Below are 16,277 nucleotides of genomic sequence, written 5' to 3'. Positions count from 1 at the left end.
GCTCGGGACCATCCGAGGAACGTGGATAAAGAGCGCGACAAGCGCCGTATCTGGGAGGATTTGAGTGGCGATTGCTCTGGACGTGCGCGGGGTGTCACTGCGCTTTGGTGGCGTTCGCGCGCTCACCGATGTGAGCTTCGCTGTCAATGACGGCGAGCTGTTCTCGATCATCGGGCCGAACGGCGCCGGCAAGACCTCCATCGTCAACTGCATCTCCGGCCGCTATCGCCCCACCGAAGGCCAGCTGTTCTATCACGGCAAGGATATCACCGGGCTCAACCCCAACGCCCGTCCCGGCCTCGGCATCGGCCGCACCTTTCAGAACCTCGCGCTGTTTCATCATATGAGCGTGCTCGACAACATCATGGTCGGCCGCCATCACCTCCTGAAGAACAACTTCCTCACCGGCTCGCTGTACTGGCTGACCGGCGCGCGCAAGGAAGAGCTCGAGCATCGCCGCAAGGTGGAGGAGATCATCGACTTCCTCGATCTGCAGAGCGTGCGCAAGGCGACCGCCGGAACCCTTCCCTATGGTCTCCGCAAACGCGTCGAACTCGCCCGCGCGATGGCGCTGGAGCCGAACCTTATCCTCCTCGACGAGCCGATGGCCGGCATGAACTTCGAGGAGAAGGAAGACATGGCGCGTTATATCGTCGATCTCAATGAAGAATACGGGATGACGGTGATGATGATCGAGCACGACATGGGCGTCGTGATGGACATCTCCCATCGCGTGATGGTGCTGGATTTCGGCCGCAAGATCGCCGAGGGCGATCCGGCTGCCGTGCTCGCCGATCCACACGTCAAGCGCGCCTATCTCGGTGAAGAAGACGAAGCCCTCGTCGATCCCGACCATGCGCCTATCGCTGCGGAGAGTGCCGCATGATGGACTATGCCGGACGCGTCAAACAGGCAGATACCTATCCGAAGCTGCTGCGCCTCAACGCCAAAGAACATGGCCAAGAGATCGCGCTGCGCGAGAAGGATTTCGGCCTGTGGCGGGAGTTCACCTGGAACGATTACCATGCCCGGGTGAAGGATTTCACGCTCGGCATGGTCGAGCTCGGCATCGCGCGTGGTGATGTCATCGGCATTATCGGCGATAACCGGCCGGACTGGGTCGCTGCCGAGATCGCCGCGCATGCCATCGGTGGCATGAGCCTCGGTCTCTATCGCGACGTGCTCGATGAGGAAGCCGCCTATCTGCTGAACTACGGCGAAGCCAAGATCGTGTTCGCCGAGGATGAAGAACAGGTCGACAAGCTGCTCACCCTCGCCGAGCGAGTCCCTGCGCTGAAGCACATCGTCTACAGCGATCCGCGCGGCATGCGAAAATACGATGATCCACGTCTGCTGGAAGCCGACAGGCTCGCCCAGATGGGCCGCGACCGTGCGGCGCGCGAGCCGGGCCTCTACGATCAACTGGTCGATGCGACGCAGGGCGAGGATGTCGCGATCCTCTGCACCACGTCAGGCACGACATCGAACCCAAAGCTCGCGATGCTCGCCGCAGGCCGCGTGCTCGGCCACTGCGCGGTGTATCTGTCGTTCGATCCGAAGGGACCGGACGACGAATATGTTTCGGTACTGCCGCTGCCCTGGATCATGGAACAGGTCTACGCACTCGGCAAAGGTCTCCTGAGCCGGATGAAGGTCAACTTCGTCGAGCAGGCCGACACCATGATGAACGATTTTCGCGAGATCGCGCCGACCTTCGTGCTGTTCGCGCCGCGGGTCTGGGAAGGCATCGCAGCGGACGTGCGCGCACGGGTGATGGATTCATCGCCGCTGAAGCAGAGCCTGTATGAACTCGGCATGAAATCCGGGCTATCCGCACTCGCGCAAGGCAAGCGCTCGGCCGTCGCCGATACGCTGCTGTTCCGTGCCCTGCGTGATCGTCTCGGCTTCACACGGCTGCGCTCGGCCGCCACCGGCGGCGCCGCGCTGGGCCCGGACACATTCAAATTCTTCCGCGCTATGGGCGTGCCGCTGCGCACGCTCTATGGCCAGACCGAGACGCTCGGCGCCTTCACACTGCATCCGCCGGATGCCGTCGATCCCGACACCACCGGCATCGCGATGGGCAGCGGCATCGAGATCGAAGTCCGCGATCCCGATGTGCAGGGCGTCGGCGAGATCGTTGTCAGGCACCCCAACATGTTCCTCGGCTATTACAAATCGCCCGAGGCCTCCGCCGCCGATCTGCGCGATGGCTGGATGCATTCCGGCGATGCCGGCTATTTCAATGACAACAAGCAACTCGTGGTCATCGACCGCATCAAGGATCTGGCGCAGACCGCGCGCGGCGAGCGCTTCTCCCCGCAATATATCGAGAACAAACTGAAATTCTCGCCCTATATCGCCGAGACGGTGGTGCTGGGCGACAACCGCGACGCGCTTGCGGCGATGATCTGCATCCGCTTCTCGATCATCTCGAAATGGGCCGAGAAGAACCGCATCTCGTTCACGACCTATACGGACCTGTCGTCACGCCCCGAGGTCTATGAGATGATCCGCAAGGAAGTCGAGACGGTCAATGCCACGCTGCCGCCCGCGCAGCGGATCGCCAAATTCCTGCTGCTGTACAAGGAGCTCGACGCCGACGACGGCGAGCTGACCCGCACGCGAAAAGTCCGCCGCAGCGTCATCAACGAGAAATACGCCGATATCATCGACGGCATCTATGGCGGCGCCCGGGATATCCCCGTCGACACCACCATCCGCTTCCAGGACGGCACCTCCCAGCGCATCCGCACGAGATTGGTCGTGGTGGACATGGCGCGGGATGGCGCGCGCATGCAGGCGGCGGAATGAAGAACCTGAGCTTTACCGATAGCCCCCCTCACTCGGCACGCGCGCTAACGCGCGCCTGCCGACCTCTCCCCGCAAGCGGGGGGAGGTTAAGAAACTGCGGCGTCTCGGTTCTAGCTATCCTCTCCCCGCTTGCGGGGAGAGGTCGGATCGCTCTTGCGATCCGGGTGAGGGGGAGCTTCCGCAAGCGCCGTCGCAATGACTTCGAGAACACCCTCGATATTGTCCAAGACATCATGGTTCCAGAATCTGAGCACCCGGTAATGATGCTCGACCAGCCACTGGTCACGGGCAACATCGCGCACATTGTCAGCGTGTTGCCCACCATCCACCTCAACGATCAGGCGCCGCTCCCGGCAGATCAGATCGACGATGTAGTTGCCGATCGACTCTTGTCGCACAAATTTGTGCCCGTCCAAGGAACGTGCGCGAAGGCGATACCAAAGCGCATTCTCGGCATCGGTCGAATCTCGCCGCAGCCTTCTGGCACGTGTGGTTCTGACCGCATTGGCCTTGCGCATGTGGAAGCTCCCCTCACCCGGCGCTGCGCGCCGACCTCTCCCCGCAAGCGGGGAGAGGTTAGCACTCCGGCCATCGCATGAACACGCAGTTCCTCCTCCAGCTTCTCGTCAACGGCCTCGTGGTCGGCACGCTTTATGGCGTGGTCGCGATGTCGTTCGTGCTGATCTACAAAGCCACCCAGGTCGTAAACTTCGCGCAGGGCGAGTTACTACTGATCGGTGCGTGGGTGTGCTGGACGCTGCTGACCAAATACCAGGTGCCGTTCTGGCTGGGCATGCCGATGACGCTGGTGTTCATGTTCGCCTTCGGCATCCTGATCCAGGTCGTGATCCTGCGGCCGCTGGTCGGCGAGCCGGTCATCTCGGTGATCATGGTGACCATCGCGCTGTCCGCCGTGTTTCAGGCGGCACTGAAATGGATCTATGGCGTCAACCCGCAGCCATTCCCGCGTGTCTTCACCAGCCAGTCGGTGACGATCGGTAGCCTACAGATCCAGACCGTCTACGTGATGAGCCTGGTTGTCTCCGTCGCGATGATGATCGGCATGGCGTGGTTCTTCAAAGTGTCCAAGTGGGGTCTGGCGATGCGCGCCACTGCGTTCAACCAGCAGGTGGCGCAATCGCTGGGCATTTCCGTCAAAACCGTATTCGCGATGGCCTGGGCGATCTCGGCCATGGTCTCCGCGGTCGCCGGCGTCGTCGTCGCCGTCGTCAACGGCGTGTCATCCGGCTTGTCGATCTACGGCATCAAGGTGTTTCCGGCGGTCATCCTCGGCGGTCTCGACAGTATCGGCGGCGCGGTGGTCGGCGGCATCATCATCGGGCTGCTAGAGAACTTCGCGCAATTCATCGACAGCGAATATCTGCACTGGGGCAATCTCTATGAGGTCGCGCCGTTCTACGTGCTCATCATCATCCTGATGATCAAGCCTTACGGCCTGTTCGGCACCAAAGACATCGAGCGGGTGTAACACATGGCCAGCCCCTCCCTCATCCCGGCCGGCGACTTCCGCACCAGCTATGCGGTCGACACCACAATCTTTCCGACCACCACCAGCCGCAACGCGGCGATCCTCGGCGTGGTGCTGATCTGCTTCGCGCCGCAACTGCTCAGCGAATACTGGCTCAGCCAGCTGATCATGATCGGCATCTACGGCATCGCGGCGCTCGGGCTCAATATCCTGGTCGGTTTTACCGGACAGATCTCCATCGGCCACGCCGCCTTCTTCCTGTTCGGCGCTTTCACCTCGGCCTATATCTCCAACAACTATCCGATCCCGGTGTTTTTCTCGATTCCCATCGCCGGCGTGGTAACGGCCATTGTGGGACTCATTTTCGGCCTGCCGGCGGCGCGGTTGAAGGGGCTGTACCTCGTTATCGCCACGCTGGCCGCGCAATACATTCTGCTCGACTTCTTCTCCCGCGCCGACTGGTTCAGCGGCGGCTCGGTGCCGGCGACGGCCAAAGCGTTCTCGATCTTCGACTATATGCTGCGCGGCGACCGGCAGTATTTCTATGTGGTGCTGGCCTATGTGGTGGCGAGCTATCTGCTCGTTACCAACCTGATGCGCTCGCGCGACGGCCGCGCGCTGGTGGCTGTGCGTGATCACTATCTCTCGGCCGAGATCATGGGCATCAATCTCACCAAATATCGCACGCTGTCCTTCGGCCTCGCGGCGTTCTTCGCCGGCATCGCCGGCGCGCTGTACGCGCATAACCAGCTCGTGGTCTCCAACGAGGGTTTCGGCATCGAGCGCTCGATCCTGTTCCTGGCAATGGTCATCATCGGCGGTACCGGCTCGATCATGGGCACGCTGATGGGCACGGCCTTCGTGGTGCTGGTGCCCGAAGCGATGGAATGGATCAGCATGGAGTTGAAGGGCGGCGTCATCGACAAGGCGCTGGCGCTCAACAACAACCTGACCTTTCTGCGCGAGATCGCCATCGGCCTCATCATCATCGCGTTTCTGGTGTTCGAACCCGACGGACTCGCGCATCGCTGGCGGCAGATCAAGACCTACTGGAAACTCTACCCGTTCTCGCATTGAGAACGGGACGGACTGGACGAAACGACAAAATATAAAATCCAACGGGAGAATGCTCATGACGATGAAAACATTTCTAACGTCCGCATCCATTGCCCTTCTCATCGCGGGCGCGTCCGCCAGTGCGCAGGCGCAGATCGCCGTCGGCCACCTCGCCGATTATTCCGGCGGCACCTCCGACGTCGGTACGCCCTACGGCCAGGGCGTGGTCGATACCTATGCCTGGATCAACAAGAATGGCGGCGTCGGCGGCAAGCAGGTCAATCTCGATAGCAACGACTATGGCTATCAGGTGCCACGCGCCATCGCGCTGTACAAGAAGTGGTCGGGCGCCGACAAGGTCGCGGCGATCATGGGCTGGGGCACGGCAGATACCGAAGCGCTCACCGGCTTCCTCGCCCAGGACAAGATCCCGGATATCTCGGGCTCCTATTCGGCCGCGCTGACCGACCCGACCGGCGCCGGCGGCAAGGCGAAGCCTGCGCCGTATAACTTCTTCTACGGCCCGTCCTATTCGGACGCGCTGCGCGCCGAACTGACCTGGGCCGCAGAGGACTGGAAGTCCAAGGGCAAGTCGGGCAAGCCGAAATATGTCCATATGGGCGCCAATCATCCCTACCCCAACGCGCCGAAGGCCGCGGGTGAAGCGCTTGCTGCCGAACTCGGCTTTGAAGTCCTGCCGCCATTGGTCTTCGCACTCGCGCCCGGTGACTACAGCGCGCAGTGCCTCAGCCTGAAGAGCGCCGGCGCCAACTACGCTTATCTCGGCAACACCGCAGCTTCGAACATCTCGGTGATGAAGGCCTGCAAGGCCGCCGGCGTCGACGTGCAGTTCATGAGCAATGTGTGGGGCATGGACGAGAACGCCGCAAAGGCCGCAGGCGATGCTGCCGACGGCGTGATCTTCCCGCTGCGCACGGCGGTGAGCTGGGGCGGCAACGCGCCGGGCATGAAGACGGTGCAGGAGATTTCCAAGATCTCCGATCCTTCGGGCAAGATCTATCGCCCGGTGCACTACATCGCGGCGGTCTGCACCTCGCTCTACATGAAGGAAGCGCTGGACTGGGCCGCGAAGAACGGCGGCGCCACCGGCGAGAACGTCGCCAAGGGCTTCTATCAGAAGAAGGATTGGGTGCCGGCCGGCATGGAAGGTGTCTGCAATCCCTCGACCTGGACCGACAAGGATCACCGCCCGACCACCAAGGTCGATCTGTATCGCTCGAAGGTCTCCGGCGCGACCGATGGCGATCTGAACGACCTGATGGCCAAGGGCACGATCAAGCTCGAGAAGGTCAAGACCGTGGAACTGCCGCGCAAGCCGGAATGGCATGGGTGGTAGTCCTCCCTTCTCCCCGCCCGGCGAAGCGGAGCTTCGCTAGGCGGGGAGAAGGTGGCGCGGACCTAGTCCGCGTCGGATGAGGGGGAGCCTCAGCAGGCTCTGAGCTAGCGGAGAGTCCCCCTCACCCGGATTGCTCGCTATCGCTCGCGATCCGACCTCTCCCCGCAAGCGGGGAGAGGTCGGCTAGAACCGGAATTCGGAGTTCATCCTGTGCAGCCAACCATCGATACCAGCACCCGCCCGACAGCGACACAGGCCACCGCCCCCCTGCTCGACATCCGCAACATCGAGGTCGTCTATGACGACGTGATCCTTGTGCTGCGCGGCTTGAGCATGGAGGTGCCGAAGGGCGCCATCGTCGCGCTGCTCGGCGCCAATGGTGCCGGCAAGTCGACCACATTGAAGGCGATCTCCGGCCTCCTGAAAACGGAAGATGGCGAAGTCACGCGCGGCGAAATCCTGTTCGACAATGAACGGATCGACGGCATCGATCCCGACAAGATCGTCCGCCGCGGCATCTTCCAGGTGATGGAAGGCCGCCGCATCGTGTCCGACATGACGTCACTGGAAAACCTACGGCTCGGCGCCTTCACGCGCAGGGACAACGAGGTCTCCGCCGATATCGACATGGTCTACGATTACTTCCCGCGGCTGAAGGAAAGAACAGGCTTGGCCGGCTATCTCTCGGGCGGCGAGCAGCAGATGCTGGCGATCGGCCGAGCGCTGATGGCGCGGCCGAAGATGATCCTGATGGACGAACCCTCCATGGGCCTGTCGCCACTGCTTGTGAAAGAGGTGTTCGCGATCATCAAGAAGATCAACCGCGATCTCGGCGTTACCATTCTGCTGGTCGAACAGAACGCGCGCGCGGCACTCTCCGTCGCCAGCCACGGCTACATCATGGAACAGGGCAAGGTGGTGCTCGACGGCACCGCCGATGAGCTGCGCGACAATGAGGACGTGAAGGAATTCTATCTCGGCGGCGCCGGCGACCAGCGCAAGAGCTTCAAGAATCTGAAGAGCTTCAAGCGCAGGAAGCGATGGCTTTAGCTGCTCACGGTCCCGCAGGTCGCGATGCCGGTCTTGCGCGCAAGGATCGCGCGAATGCGGCGCGACACCAGCAACAGGATGACAAGCACAATGACCAGGGCCATGGCAATCAGCACGCGGTTGAGCGGCATTGGTCCATCATCGAGCAACAACGCCCGTCCGGACGCACCGAGATACACGTAAAGCACGATCTGCGGCAGCGTGAACACGAAAGTGACCAGGGCAAACGGGAGCAGTCCGATATTTGTCAAACCGAACAGATAATTTTGCACCGAATTGGGCAATGGTCCGCCGAACCGCATCAGTGCGACGATGCGCCAGCCCTCGTCATCGACGGCCTGGGCAATGAGGCGCCAGGCCGCGCGTTTTTCGGTCTGCCGTTCCACCCAACCGCGCAGGATGGAGCGCGCCAGCATGAAGGCCAGAGCGGATGCAGCCGCGGCGACTGGAACAATGACGACGAGAGAGCGCAAGCCGAACGCAGCACCGGCACCGAACACGATGAATGTTCGCGGGACCGGCAAAAACGAAGAGGCAACCACCAATGCGGCCAGCACGACGGCAGCAGGAAAATCAAGCTGGCCGAAGCTGTCGAGCCATTGGACGATACGTTCTGACAACATGATTTCCCACTAGCACGGCGCCACAGGCTACCGGAATAACCGCGACGACGCCAAACCACCAGGACACACCCAGATGCGCCACTTCGACACACTCGAAAATTGCGATCCGTCGCAGCGCCAGGCCAATCTGTTTTCGCGCCTGCCGGATGTGCTGCGCCACGCGATGCAGGCGCCCGCTTATGCGGAGCATCTCAAGGGCATCGATCCCGCTGCGATCGTCAGCCGCGCCGCGCTGGCGCAATTGCCGGTGCTGCGCAAATCCGACCTGCCGGCCCTGCACAAGGCCAGCCCACCGTTCGGCGGCTTCGTGTCAGGCGCGACCGGCTCGTTCGGCCGGTTGTTCACCTCGCCGGGGCCCATTTTCGAGCCGGAGTCGAAACAGGCCGATCCCTGGCGCGGCGCGCGGGCGCTCTATGCCGCCGGTTTCCGCGCGGGCGACGTGGTGCTGAATACTTTCAGCTATCACCTGACCCCCGGCGGCTTCATCTTCGACGGCGCCGCGCGGGCGCTCGGCTGCGCTGTGATTCCCGCCGGTCCCGGCAATACCGAACAACAACTCGAACTGATCGAGGCCTATCGTCCATCAGCCTATAGCGGCACGTCGGATTTTCTGAAGATCCTGCTCGATGCCGCGAAGGCGGCCAATCGCGACGTCTCGTCCATCAAGCGCGCCATGGTGTCTGGCGCAGCCTTCCCGCCCTCGCTGCAGGCCGAGATCGCATCGCGCGGTGTCGAGGCCTATCAGGCCTTCGCCACAGCCGATCTGGGCTTCATCGCCTATGAGAGCACCGCCCGCGATGGCCTGATCGTCAACGAGGACCTGATCCTGGAAATCGTGACCCCCGGGACCGGCGAACCCGTGGCCGAGGGCGATGTCGGCGAAATCGTGGTGACCTCACTGGACCCCCACCACCCCTGGATCCGGCTGGCTCTGGGCGACCTGACGGCCGCCCTGCCCGGCCCCAGCGCCTGCGGCCGCAGCAATATGCGCATCCGGGGCTGGATGGGCCGCGCCGATCAGGCCACCAAGGTCAAGGGCATGTTCGTGCGCCCCGAACAGGTCGCCGAAATCGGCAAGCGGCACCCGGAACTCGGCCGGCTACGGCTGGTCGTGTCCAGAGACGGTGAAAATGATGCCATGGTGCTGAAAGCCGAAGCGGCGGTCCAGGACAAGCCTAGCCTGCAGGAGGCCGTCACAGCCACGCTCAGGGCCGTCAGCAAGCTCGGTGGCGCCGTGGAGCTGGTGGCGCCGGCCTCGCTGCCCAATGACGGCAAGATCATCGCGGACGAGCGCGGGAACTGACCGCGCAGGACTGCCGCGGCGCATCATAAAAAGCCGGACTTCCCTGGGCGATCCTGCTATGCAGCCGCCCAGATCGAGGATGCCTGCTGCCGTGAGACTGATTTTACCACAAATTGTCGAGACCTGGCTGTCGCGCCCCACGGTGTCGAAGATCATCAGCTTCGGCGTGATTGGCCTCGGCAACGCCCTCATCGATCTGGCCATCTTCACCCTCGCCTATCAGGTGCTGAAGCTGCCGCTGGTGCCCGCCAATGTCATAGCCTGGCTGGTGGCCGTATCGTGTTCCTACGTGATGAACACCATGATCACGTTCCGCGCCGAATCCGGCCGCGTGTTGCGACGGAAGGATTATCTCAGCTTCGTCGCCTCGGGTGTATTAGGCGTGATCGCGACCACCACCACGCTCGTGGTGCTGTCGCACTTCATGCCGGTCTATGCCGCCAAGCTTCTGGCCATTTTGGTCAGCTTCATCGTGAATTTCACGATGTCGCATTTCGTAGTGTTTCGGACCAAGCCGACGGATCCGAACGAAGTCATCCGCTAGATCGCACAGATAGTCAGGCGCCGAGCACCCGTTCGGCTTCGGCGACCGCGCATAGAATGTGATAGAAGGATGACGCCGGGATCGTATCGACCAGCGAGCGTCCCTCACCGTCAAACTGATCGTACCAGCCGCCTTTGACGGGATACTGCAGATAATATTTGTCCAGCCGCATCAGCGCCGCCCGTGCCTCGTCGGCCGCGCCCTCGACGCCTGACTCCGCCTGCGCGACGAAGGCCTTGATGATCTCGGTCTGCGGCCAGCAGCGCCGTGTTGCCTTCACGATATTGCCCTGGGCGTCGCCTTCGTCCACCAGACAGCCGGTGGCATCGCGATAGCGCAGCGCGGATTCAAGTAACGCGGCACGCTGCTTGCCGGTCGGACAGCCGGTGATGCGCTCAAAGCCCTTGAGCAGCCAGACCCATTCCGCCTGATGGCCGGGCTCAACGCTGACCGGCTCGATCCGCGACCAATCCTGTTCGAAATATTCGCCGAGCACGTCTTTCTTCGCATCGAACAGGTTCGACGTGAACAGACCGAACAGATTACCGGCCCGCGCCTGGAACGCCAGATCATGGGTCGCGTCAAAACCCGCGATGAAGGCCTCCAGCAGATGCATCTGCGGATTCTGGCGCCGCGGCATCGAAGCCGGCACGCCCTCGAGATAACCGCCGTCGGGCGAGCGCAGTTGAGTATCGATGAACTGCATCAATTCGTCGATCTCGGCGCGCATCTTTGCATCGCGATCCAGCTGATAGACCGTCGCCAGTGCCAGCAGGACGAAAGCGTGGTCATAGGTGTCGCGCAGCGGATTCAGCACCGAGCCATCTGGCGCGAGAATATGCACGAAGCCCGGCTTGCCATCCGGCGCCTTCGCCTTGGCCAACGTGTAATCGAGACCCTTGCGGGCAATCTCGGCGCCCTGCGGATACCAGCCAAGCTGCGCGGCCTTGGCGAAACAATAGATCTGGCGAGCCTGCACACGGACACGACGGGGGGCAGCGAGATCGGCCTTACCATCACAATCAAGACGCTCAATGAAGCCGCCTGACTGTAAATCCCAGCCCTTGCCTGACCAAAGCGGCAGGGCGTCAGTGATCAATTTGGATTTAAGAAGCGCAACGATGTCCGGTTTCTTGCCATTTGAGTGATTGGGCAATTCATTCATGTGCGGCGCCTCTTACGTTTACAGACTCCACTCGCACAGCCGCGAGCTACGTCGATATGACTGCAATACCAGTCAACCGACAAGGAGGCGAACGCCATCCGCGCGACCAGCGCTGCCCGGCAAAGCCGCGATCAACGCTGGCTCCGTTTTCAAGCAATTCCACTGAGCTTTAAGGACGCAAAGCACCCAGAGGCAAAAGCGTTGGAGATCGAACTATAACGAGCAGGTCCGAATCGAGCGGCCGCAACCGGCGTGGAAGCACCATTTCCCGCCTGCTCATTGGGCACCTCCGCTGCCAGCGCTCGTCCAACAGAACAACCCCTATATTTAGCTGATGGCCAACTCAACCCTGGATCGGCAGATTTTCCGGTGCGAATTCCAAGCTCTCCGAACCTCAACTGTCGAAACCGCTATCCTGCGCATAAAGCAACCTTGGCGGGGAGACAGAAAATAAACATAAGCAATTGATTTATTTGAACAATAAAAAAATTCGTGATGTGCGCTACGGCTGCCGCTGGAGGCAGAACGAGAGTTGTCCGTTCTATTGAAGTTCTGCTATGAACGTCATTGTTAATAGCATCATCACCGACAGCGCTATTAACACGTCTGAGGGCAAATCACCGGCGATCTGTGTAACCGCAGCTTGGTCAATACCTAATGTCGCCGGCATCGGTATACGACCCGGCCTAATGACGGCGGTGCCCTGAGCAACCGGCCGTTCGGCTAGGGATAAGCTCGTTCATAACCACATCGAAATTGATCTGCTCGTTTCACACATCGGGCGAATGCTTGAGTATGGCGGACTAGACCAAGGCGTCGGAACTTAGTGCTGAAATGAAAAATTATCCGATCGGTCTGGCTCCAGCGGCGCGGTCCTTTTACGCGAATGGCGGGCTTTTGTGGGAACTGATGAAACGGGACTTCATCGGGCGCTATAAGGGGTCGATTTTTGGCATCGCCTGGTCGCTGTTTAACCCACTTCTGATGCTGGCCATCTACACCTTTGTCTTCAGCGTCGCATTCAAAGCTCGCTGGGGCGCACAGGACGAAAGCCGGGTCGATTTTGCCATCGTGCTTTTTTCCGGACTGATCGTACATGCGTTGTTCGCCGAGTGTCTGATCCGGGCCCCCACGCTCATTGTGGTCAACGCGAATTACGTCAAGAAGGTCGTGTTCCCGCTTGAAATTCTTCCACTCATGACGATTGGTTCGGCACTTGGAAATTTCCTCATCAGCTTTGCCGTGCTGACCGTTTTCTGCTTGCTATCGGGAACGTCATTGCACGCGACAGGATTGTTGGTGCCGATCCTGCTATTACCGATGTTGTTGATGATCCTCGGCTTTAGCTGGCTTCTCGCTTCTCTAGGGGTCTATCTGCGCGATTTTGCGCAAATCATTGGCATGCTGACTACCGTCGCGTTGTTTTTAGCGCCGGTCTTCTATCCGATCACTGCTCTCCCGAAGGTCTACCAGACTCTTCTCAACTTCAACCCCATCACCCTGCCAGTGATTCAGCTCCGGGACTCGTTGCTGTGGGGGAACACAATCGACTGGTTCGCCTGGGGGATTAGCTTCATCGCGGGTCTCGCAATTTTCTATCTCGGCTTTGCCTGGTTTCAGAAGACCCGAACGGGATTCGCCGATGTCCTCTGACAAAGCCGTCATTCAAGTTCGCGATTTGGCCAAGCGCTACGACATCTACGAGAATCCCCGTGATCGACTGAAGCAGTTGGTCATCCCACGCCTGTCGAAGATGGCCTCATATGCCGGACTGAAGAAAAGGGACGAGGCGCCGGTCTATCACCGCGCGTTCTGGGCGTTGCAGGGAATTTCGTTCGAGGTCCGCCCCGGCGAGACACTTGGCATCATCGGCCGTAACGGCAGCGGCAAGAGCACCCTGTTGCAGATTATCGCGGGCACATTGTCGCCGACCGCCGGCGAGGTGAACGTTACGGGACGGGTCGCGGCACTGCTCGAACTAGGAAGCGGCTTCAATCCCGAATTCAGCGGCCGCGAGAACGTCCTTTTGAACGCCAGAATCCTCGGACTAAATCGCGACCAGATCGAAGCTCGCTATGATCAGATCGCTGCGTTCGCGGATATTGGCGATTTCATCGATCAGCCAGTCAAGACCTATTCCAGCGGAATGTTCGTGCGGCTGGCGTTCGCGGTGCAGGCGCATATCGACGCATCCATCGTCATCATCGATGAAGCACTTGCAGTCGGCGACGTGTTTTTTCGCCAGAAGTGCTATGCGCGCCTCGAGGAAATTCGCGCCTCCGGCGCGGCGGTCCTGCTCGTGTCCCACGCGATGACAGACATTGAACAATTTTGCGACCGCGCCATTCTTCTGGATCACGGGAAGACCAGCTTTATCGGAGACGCGACCGAAGCTTCGAAGAAATATTACCATCTTCATCAGAAACGGCTCTTGAAAATCGAAATAGAGCCAGATGGCGCGCAGGTAGCAAAATCCGCCGTTGGCGCGCCACTCGTTTCAGGCTTGGATTTCTGGCCAGACGATCATAACTTCGTTGACGCAACGTCTCTTACACAGATCGGTGATGGCTGGGCGACTTGCCTGCGGTATACCGTTTGCGACGTCAATAACCATCAATGCGCAAGCTTCGGCCAAGGTGAGACAGCCGTCTTCTATTATGAATTCCTCATCGAAAGGCCAATTTCTGTTCCCCTTGCCGGGATCGTGCTCCAAAACGAACGCGGAATAAACGTCCACGGAAAAGGAGCACTTGAGCACTACGTCAACGCTCCGAGCCATCTGCCCAAGGGGACAGTCATTCGATGTCGTCAGACAATCGAGCTGAAGCTGGAGTTGGGCGAATACACCTTCGAAGTAGGGCTAGCAACAATAGACGGTGCAACGTATGACCGAGTGAGCGAACTCAACCATGAGGGAATTTTTTCGCACATCGAGCGCCTTTGTCATATGCCTAGAGCTGGCGTGCTCGCGATCGGGTGGCGTCCCGCGCATGACGGCCCTCCCCTCACTCATCATGGAATAGCCGATTTACCGGGAAGCTTTGAATATGCCTTCGACACCCCTGACGCAAAGTAATGTACCAACGAGGATTCTTCCTGCGGCGGAAATCCTCAAAGGTTATGATGCAGTCGCAAGCCTTTATCCATACATCCCACCGCTGAGTCATTGGCGAGCTTGGGAGTATGCGGCGTACAAACATCATCGCATCGATGGTCGCATTCTAGACGTCGGCTGTGGCGACGGCCGCTACTTCAAACTTATTTGGCCCCACGCCAACAATGTCGTTGGCGTTGACATGGACAAGGAAGCTGCCGAAAGGGGCCGTCAAAGTGGCGTATATAATACGGTCCATACGACAATTGCCGACAGAATCCCCGAGCCGGACGCTAGCTTTGACAATGCGTTTGCTAATTGCTCACTCGAACATATGGACAATCTCAACGGCGTACTGCTCGAAATTACTCGATGCTTAAAGCCCGGAGGGACACTCTCCTGCAGCATCGTGACAAATCGTTTCGTGGATTGGTCGCTTTTGCCCACGATGATATCGCAGGCCGGCTTTCAAAAGGCCGCCGACCATTTGCACGCCGACTTTCTGAAATACCATCACTTAGCAAATCCTCTCAAAGTCGAGATGTGGGTGGATAGTTTCAATAAGGCCGGCTTAACTGTCGAGAGCCACATTCCTATTCTGCCGCGCTACAATACAAGCATCTTTCTTCTCATGGACACTCTTTGGCACGTGAAGAAGGACAATGGCGAATTCGGAGAGCTGATATATCCAATTCTGTCTTCAAATCCGGGGTTTCCGCGCGCGTTTCGTAAGATTGTGGATGCACTACTCGAGATGGAACAAGATTGGCACGACTGCTCCGGAGCGGTCTTTAGCGTTAGAAAGGCAAAGTAATGGCCGACAGAGATTGTTGGTGCGGTAGTCACAACCTATGTGGATTCAGCCCCGAATATGCCCGGTGCTCGGTATGCGGCACGCTTGTCGCGCTTGCAGGACTTTCCGACGAGGCCCTTCAAGTTAAAAACGACGACACCGACTTTTATGGAAAGCAATACTGGCTCGAACATCAGAGTAAGGACCTGGGTCACCCGGACATTTTTGGTCGGGCGCGGGAAGATCTTATTGAACGAAATCTCCACTGGTTGAGGACGCTCAAAGCATACAAGTTGCCAGGATCCAAGGTCTTGGAGCTCGGCTGCTCGCATGGAAGCTTTGTCGCCATGCTAAGACAGGCAGGTTACGACGCTTCAGGCATGGAAATGAGCCCTTGGGTCGTTAATTTTGCCAAGGAAACTTTCGACATTCCGGTCTTCGTTGGTCCGGTGGAAACCACCGAACTTCCGAACGGCAGTTTCGACGTCGTTGCCCTTATGGATGTATTGGAACATCTTCCTGATCCGATCGGGACAATGCGGCACGCACTGAATTTGCTCAATCCGGATGGTATACTGTTGATACAAACACCTCGGTTTCGAGAGGAGATGAATTATGAAACCTTGATTAACACCAATGCCACGTTTCTGGCGCAGCTCAAGTCCGATGAGCACCTTTACCTGTTTACGGAAGACTCGGTATCGAACCTCTTTAAGCGGCTGGGCGCGGATTACATCCGTTTCGAGCAGCCTATTTTCCATCAGTACGACATGTTTTTCGTAGTAAGTCGCCAGCCCATCGAACCCATTACGGACCCAAAAGAAGGATCCCTTCTTACTCCAAAGGGTCGTTTCGTGCAGGGGTTGCTCGACCAGGATCGAAAGATCAAGGAGCTGGAAGAACATATCAAGGTGATTGACTCTGATCGGGCCGCGAGACTGGAGCAGATTCTCGAGCTGACCAAAATGATCAACGAGCAGCGTAGCTGA

15 protein-coding genes are annotated in these 16,277 nt (G+C 59.4%); 12 read left to right on the top strand and 3 right to left on the bottom strand.

What is annotated here, in order from left to right; all coding sequences use genetic code 11:
- Positions 1-64 precede the first annotated feature (64 nt).
- Together AC1DUY_RS12245 and AC1DUY_RS12240 are read left to right on the top strand one after the other, a co-directional pair.
- Positions 65-886 (top strand): ABC transporter ATP-binding protein, encoded by an 822-nt coding sequence (locus AC1DUY_RS12245; RefSeq protein WP_478114508.1) that lies wholly within the window; start codon positions 65-67, stop codon positions 884-886.
- Positions 883-2,814 (top strand): AMP-binding protein, encoded by a 1,932-nt coding sequence (locus AC1DUY_RS12240; protein WP_478114506.1) that lies wholly within the window; start codon positions 883-885, stop codon positions 2,812-2,814. The genes AC1DUY_RS12245 and AC1DUY_RS12240 overlap by 4 nt, the downstream gene beginning before the upstream one ends.
- A gap of 110 nt (positions 2,815-2,924) precedes the next feature.
- On the opposite strand, the gene AC1DUY_RS12235 is transcribed toward AC1DUY_RS12240, so the two are convergent.
- Positions 2,925-3,332 (bottom strand): endonuclease domain-containing protein, encoded by a 408-nt coding sequence (locus tag AC1DUY_RS12235; RefSeq protein WP_478114504.1) that lies wholly within the window; start codon positions 3,330-3,332, stop codon positions 2,925-2,927.
- 77 nt (positions 3,333-3,409) lie between these two features.
- Here AC1DUY_RS12235 and AC1DUY_RS12230 point away from each other — a divergent pair, with 77 nt between their 5' ends.
- The 4 genes from AC1DUY_RS12230 to AC1DUY_RS12215 all read left to right on the top strand — a co-directional run bounded on the left by AC1DUY_RS12230 (position 3,410) and on the right by AC1DUY_RS12215 (position 7,766).
- Positions 3,410-4,303: a branched-chain amino acid ABC transporter permease gene (locus tag AC1DUY_RS12230; RefSeq protein WP_089268124.1), complete on the top strand. Its 894-nt coding sequence runs from the start codon at positions 3,410-3,412 to the stop codon at positions 4,301-4,303.
- Between the two features lie 3 nt (positions 4,304-4,306).
- Positions 4,307-5,380, top strand: a complete 1,074-nt coding sequence (locus AC1DUY_RS12225; protein ID WP_441229164.1) for a branched-chain amino acid ABC transporter permease — start codon at positions 4,307-4,309, stop codon at positions 5,378-5,380.
- Between the two features lie 55 nt (positions 5,381-5,435).
- Positions 5,436-6,716, top strand: coding sequence for an ABC transporter substrate-binding protein (locus AC1DUY_RS12220; protein WP_478114501.1), 1,281 nt, complete (start codon positions 5,436-5,438; stop codon positions 6,714-6,716).
- 210 nt (positions 6,717-6,926) lie between these two features.
- Positions 6,927-7,766 (top strand): ABC transporter ATP-binding protein, encoded by an 840-nt coding sequence (locus AC1DUY_RS12215; protein ID WP_441229162.1) that lies wholly within the window; start codon positions 6,927-6,929, stop codon positions 7,764-7,766.
- On the opposite strand, the gene AC1DUY_RS12210 is transcribed toward AC1DUY_RS12215, so the two are convergent.
- Positions 7,763-8,389, bottom strand: a complete 627-nt coding sequence (locus AC1DUY_RS12210) for a VTT domain-containing protein (protein WP_441229161.1) — start codon at positions 8,387-8,389, stop codon at positions 7,763-7,765. The genes AC1DUY_RS12215 and AC1DUY_RS12210 overlap by 4 nt on opposite strands.
- Before the next feature lie 73 nt (positions 8,390-8,462).
- Between AC1DUY_RS12210 and AC1DUY_RS12205 the strand changes: the two genes are divergently transcribed.
- Positions 8,463-9,692, top strand: a complete 1,230-nt coding sequence (locus AC1DUY_RS12205; RefSeq protein ID WP_478114499.1) for a phenylacetate--CoA ligase family protein — start codon at positions 8,463-8,465, stop codon at positions 9,690-9,692.
- Positions 9,693-9,783: 91 nt separating this feature from the next.
- Positions 9,784-10,236 carry a GtrA family protein gene (locus AC1DUY_RS12200; protein ID WP_441229159.1) on the top strand — a complete coding sequence of 151 codons (453 nt, stop codon included), beginning with the start codon at positions 9,784-9,786 and terminating at the stop codon, positions 10,234-10,236.
- 13 nt (positions 10,237-10,249) lie between these two features.
- On the opposite strand, the gene AC1DUY_RS12195 is transcribed toward AC1DUY_RS12200, so the two are convergent.
- The gene (locus tag AC1DUY_RS12195) at positions 10,250-11,401 is read right to left on the bottom strand and encodes an AGE family epimerase/isomerase (protein WP_441229158.1); all 1,152 of its coding nucleotides are present in this window, start codon (positions 11,399-11,401) and stop codon (positions 10,250-10,252) included.
- An 834-nt stretch (positions 11,402-12,235) separates the two neighbouring features.
- Between AC1DUY_RS12195 and AC1DUY_RS12190 the strand changes: the two genes are divergently transcribed.
- The 4 genes from AC1DUY_RS12190 to AC1DUY_RS12175 are packed head-to-tail and all read left to right on the top strand — an operon-like array spanning position 12,236 to position 16,277.
- Positions 12,236-13,054, top strand: coding sequence for an ABC transporter permease (locus AC1DUY_RS12190; RefSeq protein WP_441229157.1), 819 nt, complete (start codon positions 12,236-12,238; stop codon positions 13,052-13,054).
- Positions 13,044-14,477, top strand: coding sequence for an ABC transporter ATP-binding protein (locus tag AC1DUY_RS12185; RefSeq protein WP_441229156.1), 1,434 nt, complete (start codon positions 13,044-13,046; stop codon positions 14,475-14,477). The genes AC1DUY_RS12190 and AC1DUY_RS12185 overlap by 11 nt, the downstream gene beginning before the upstream one ends.
- The gene (locus AC1DUY_RS12180; protein WP_441229155.1) at positions 14,449-15,309 is read left to right on the top strand and encodes a class I SAM-dependent methyltransferase; all 861 of its coding nucleotides are present in this window, start codon (positions 14,449-14,451) and stop codon (positions 15,307-15,309) included. Before AC1DUY_RS12185 ends, AC1DUY_RS12180 begins: the two co-directional genes overlap by 29 nt.
- Complete coding sequence (locus AC1DUY_RS12175) at positions 15,309-16,277, top strand: class I SAM-dependent methyltransferase (protein ID WP_441229154.1); 969 nt, start codon at positions 15,309-15,311, stop codon at positions 16,275-16,277. Before AC1DUY_RS12180 ends, AC1DUY_RS12175 begins: the two co-directional genes overlap by 1 nt.

Source organism: Tardiphaga sp. P4_G1 (assembly GCF_056401215.1).
Note: the sequence above shows the minus strand (reverse complement) of the source record. Positions and strands in the feature narration are given on the sequence as shown.

What these genes read in the sequence shown, in the direction of transcription:
- AC1DUY_RS12220 (WP_478114501.1), top strand. Translation starts at nt 5,436, where the DNA reads ATGACGATGAAAACATTTCTAACGTCCGCATCCATTGCCCTTCTCATC.
- AC1DUY_RS12190 (WP_441229157.1), top strand. Translation starts at nt 12,236, where the DNA reads ATGAAAAATTATCCGATCGGTCTGGCTCCAGCGGCGCGGTCCTTTTAC.
- AC1DUY_RS12180 (WP_441229155.1), top strand. Translation starts at nt 14,449, where the DNA reads ATGCCTTCGACACCCCTGACGCAAAGTAATGTACCAACGAGGATTCTT.
- AC1DUY_RS12240 (WP_478114506.1), top strand. Translation starts at nt 883, where the DNA reads ATGATGGACTATGCCGGACGCGTCAAACAGGCAGATACCTATCCGAAG.
- AC1DUY_RS12230 (WP_089268124.1), top strand. Translation starts at nt 3,410, where the DNA reads ATGAACACGCAGTTCCTCCTCCAGCTTCTCGTCAACGGCCTCGTGGTC.
- AC1DUY_RS12205 (WP_478114499.1), top strand. Translation starts at nt 8,463, where the DNA reads ATGCGCCACTTCGACACACTCGAAAATTGCGATCCGTCGCAGCGCCAG.
- AC1DUY_RS12185 (WP_441229156.1), top strand. Translation starts at nt 13,044, where the DNA reads ATGTCCTCTGACAAAGCCGTCATTCAAGTTCGCGATTTGGCCAAGCGC.
- AC1DUY_RS12175 (WP_441229154.1), top strand. Translation starts at nt 15,309, where the DNA reads ATGGCCGACAGAGATTGTTGGTGCGGTAGTCACAACCTATGTGGATTC.
- AC1DUY_RS12235 (WP_478114504.1), bottom strand. Translation starts at nt 3,332, where the DNA reads ATGCGCAAGGCCAATGCGGTCAGAACCACACGTGCCAGAAGGCTGCGG.
- AC1DUY_RS12225 (WP_441229164.1), top strand. Translation starts at nt 4,307, where the DNA reads ATGGCCAGCCCCTCCCTCATCCCGGCCGGCGACTTCCGCACCAGCTAT.
- AC1DUY_RS12195 (WP_441229158.1), bottom strand. Translation starts at nt 11,401, where the DNA reads ATGAATGAATTGCCCAATCACTCAAATGGCAAGAAACCGGACATCGTT.
- AC1DUY_RS12210 (WP_441229161.1), bottom strand. Translation starts at nt 8,389, where the DNA reads ATGTTGTCAGAACGTATCGTCCAATGGCTCGACAGCTTCGGCCAGCTT.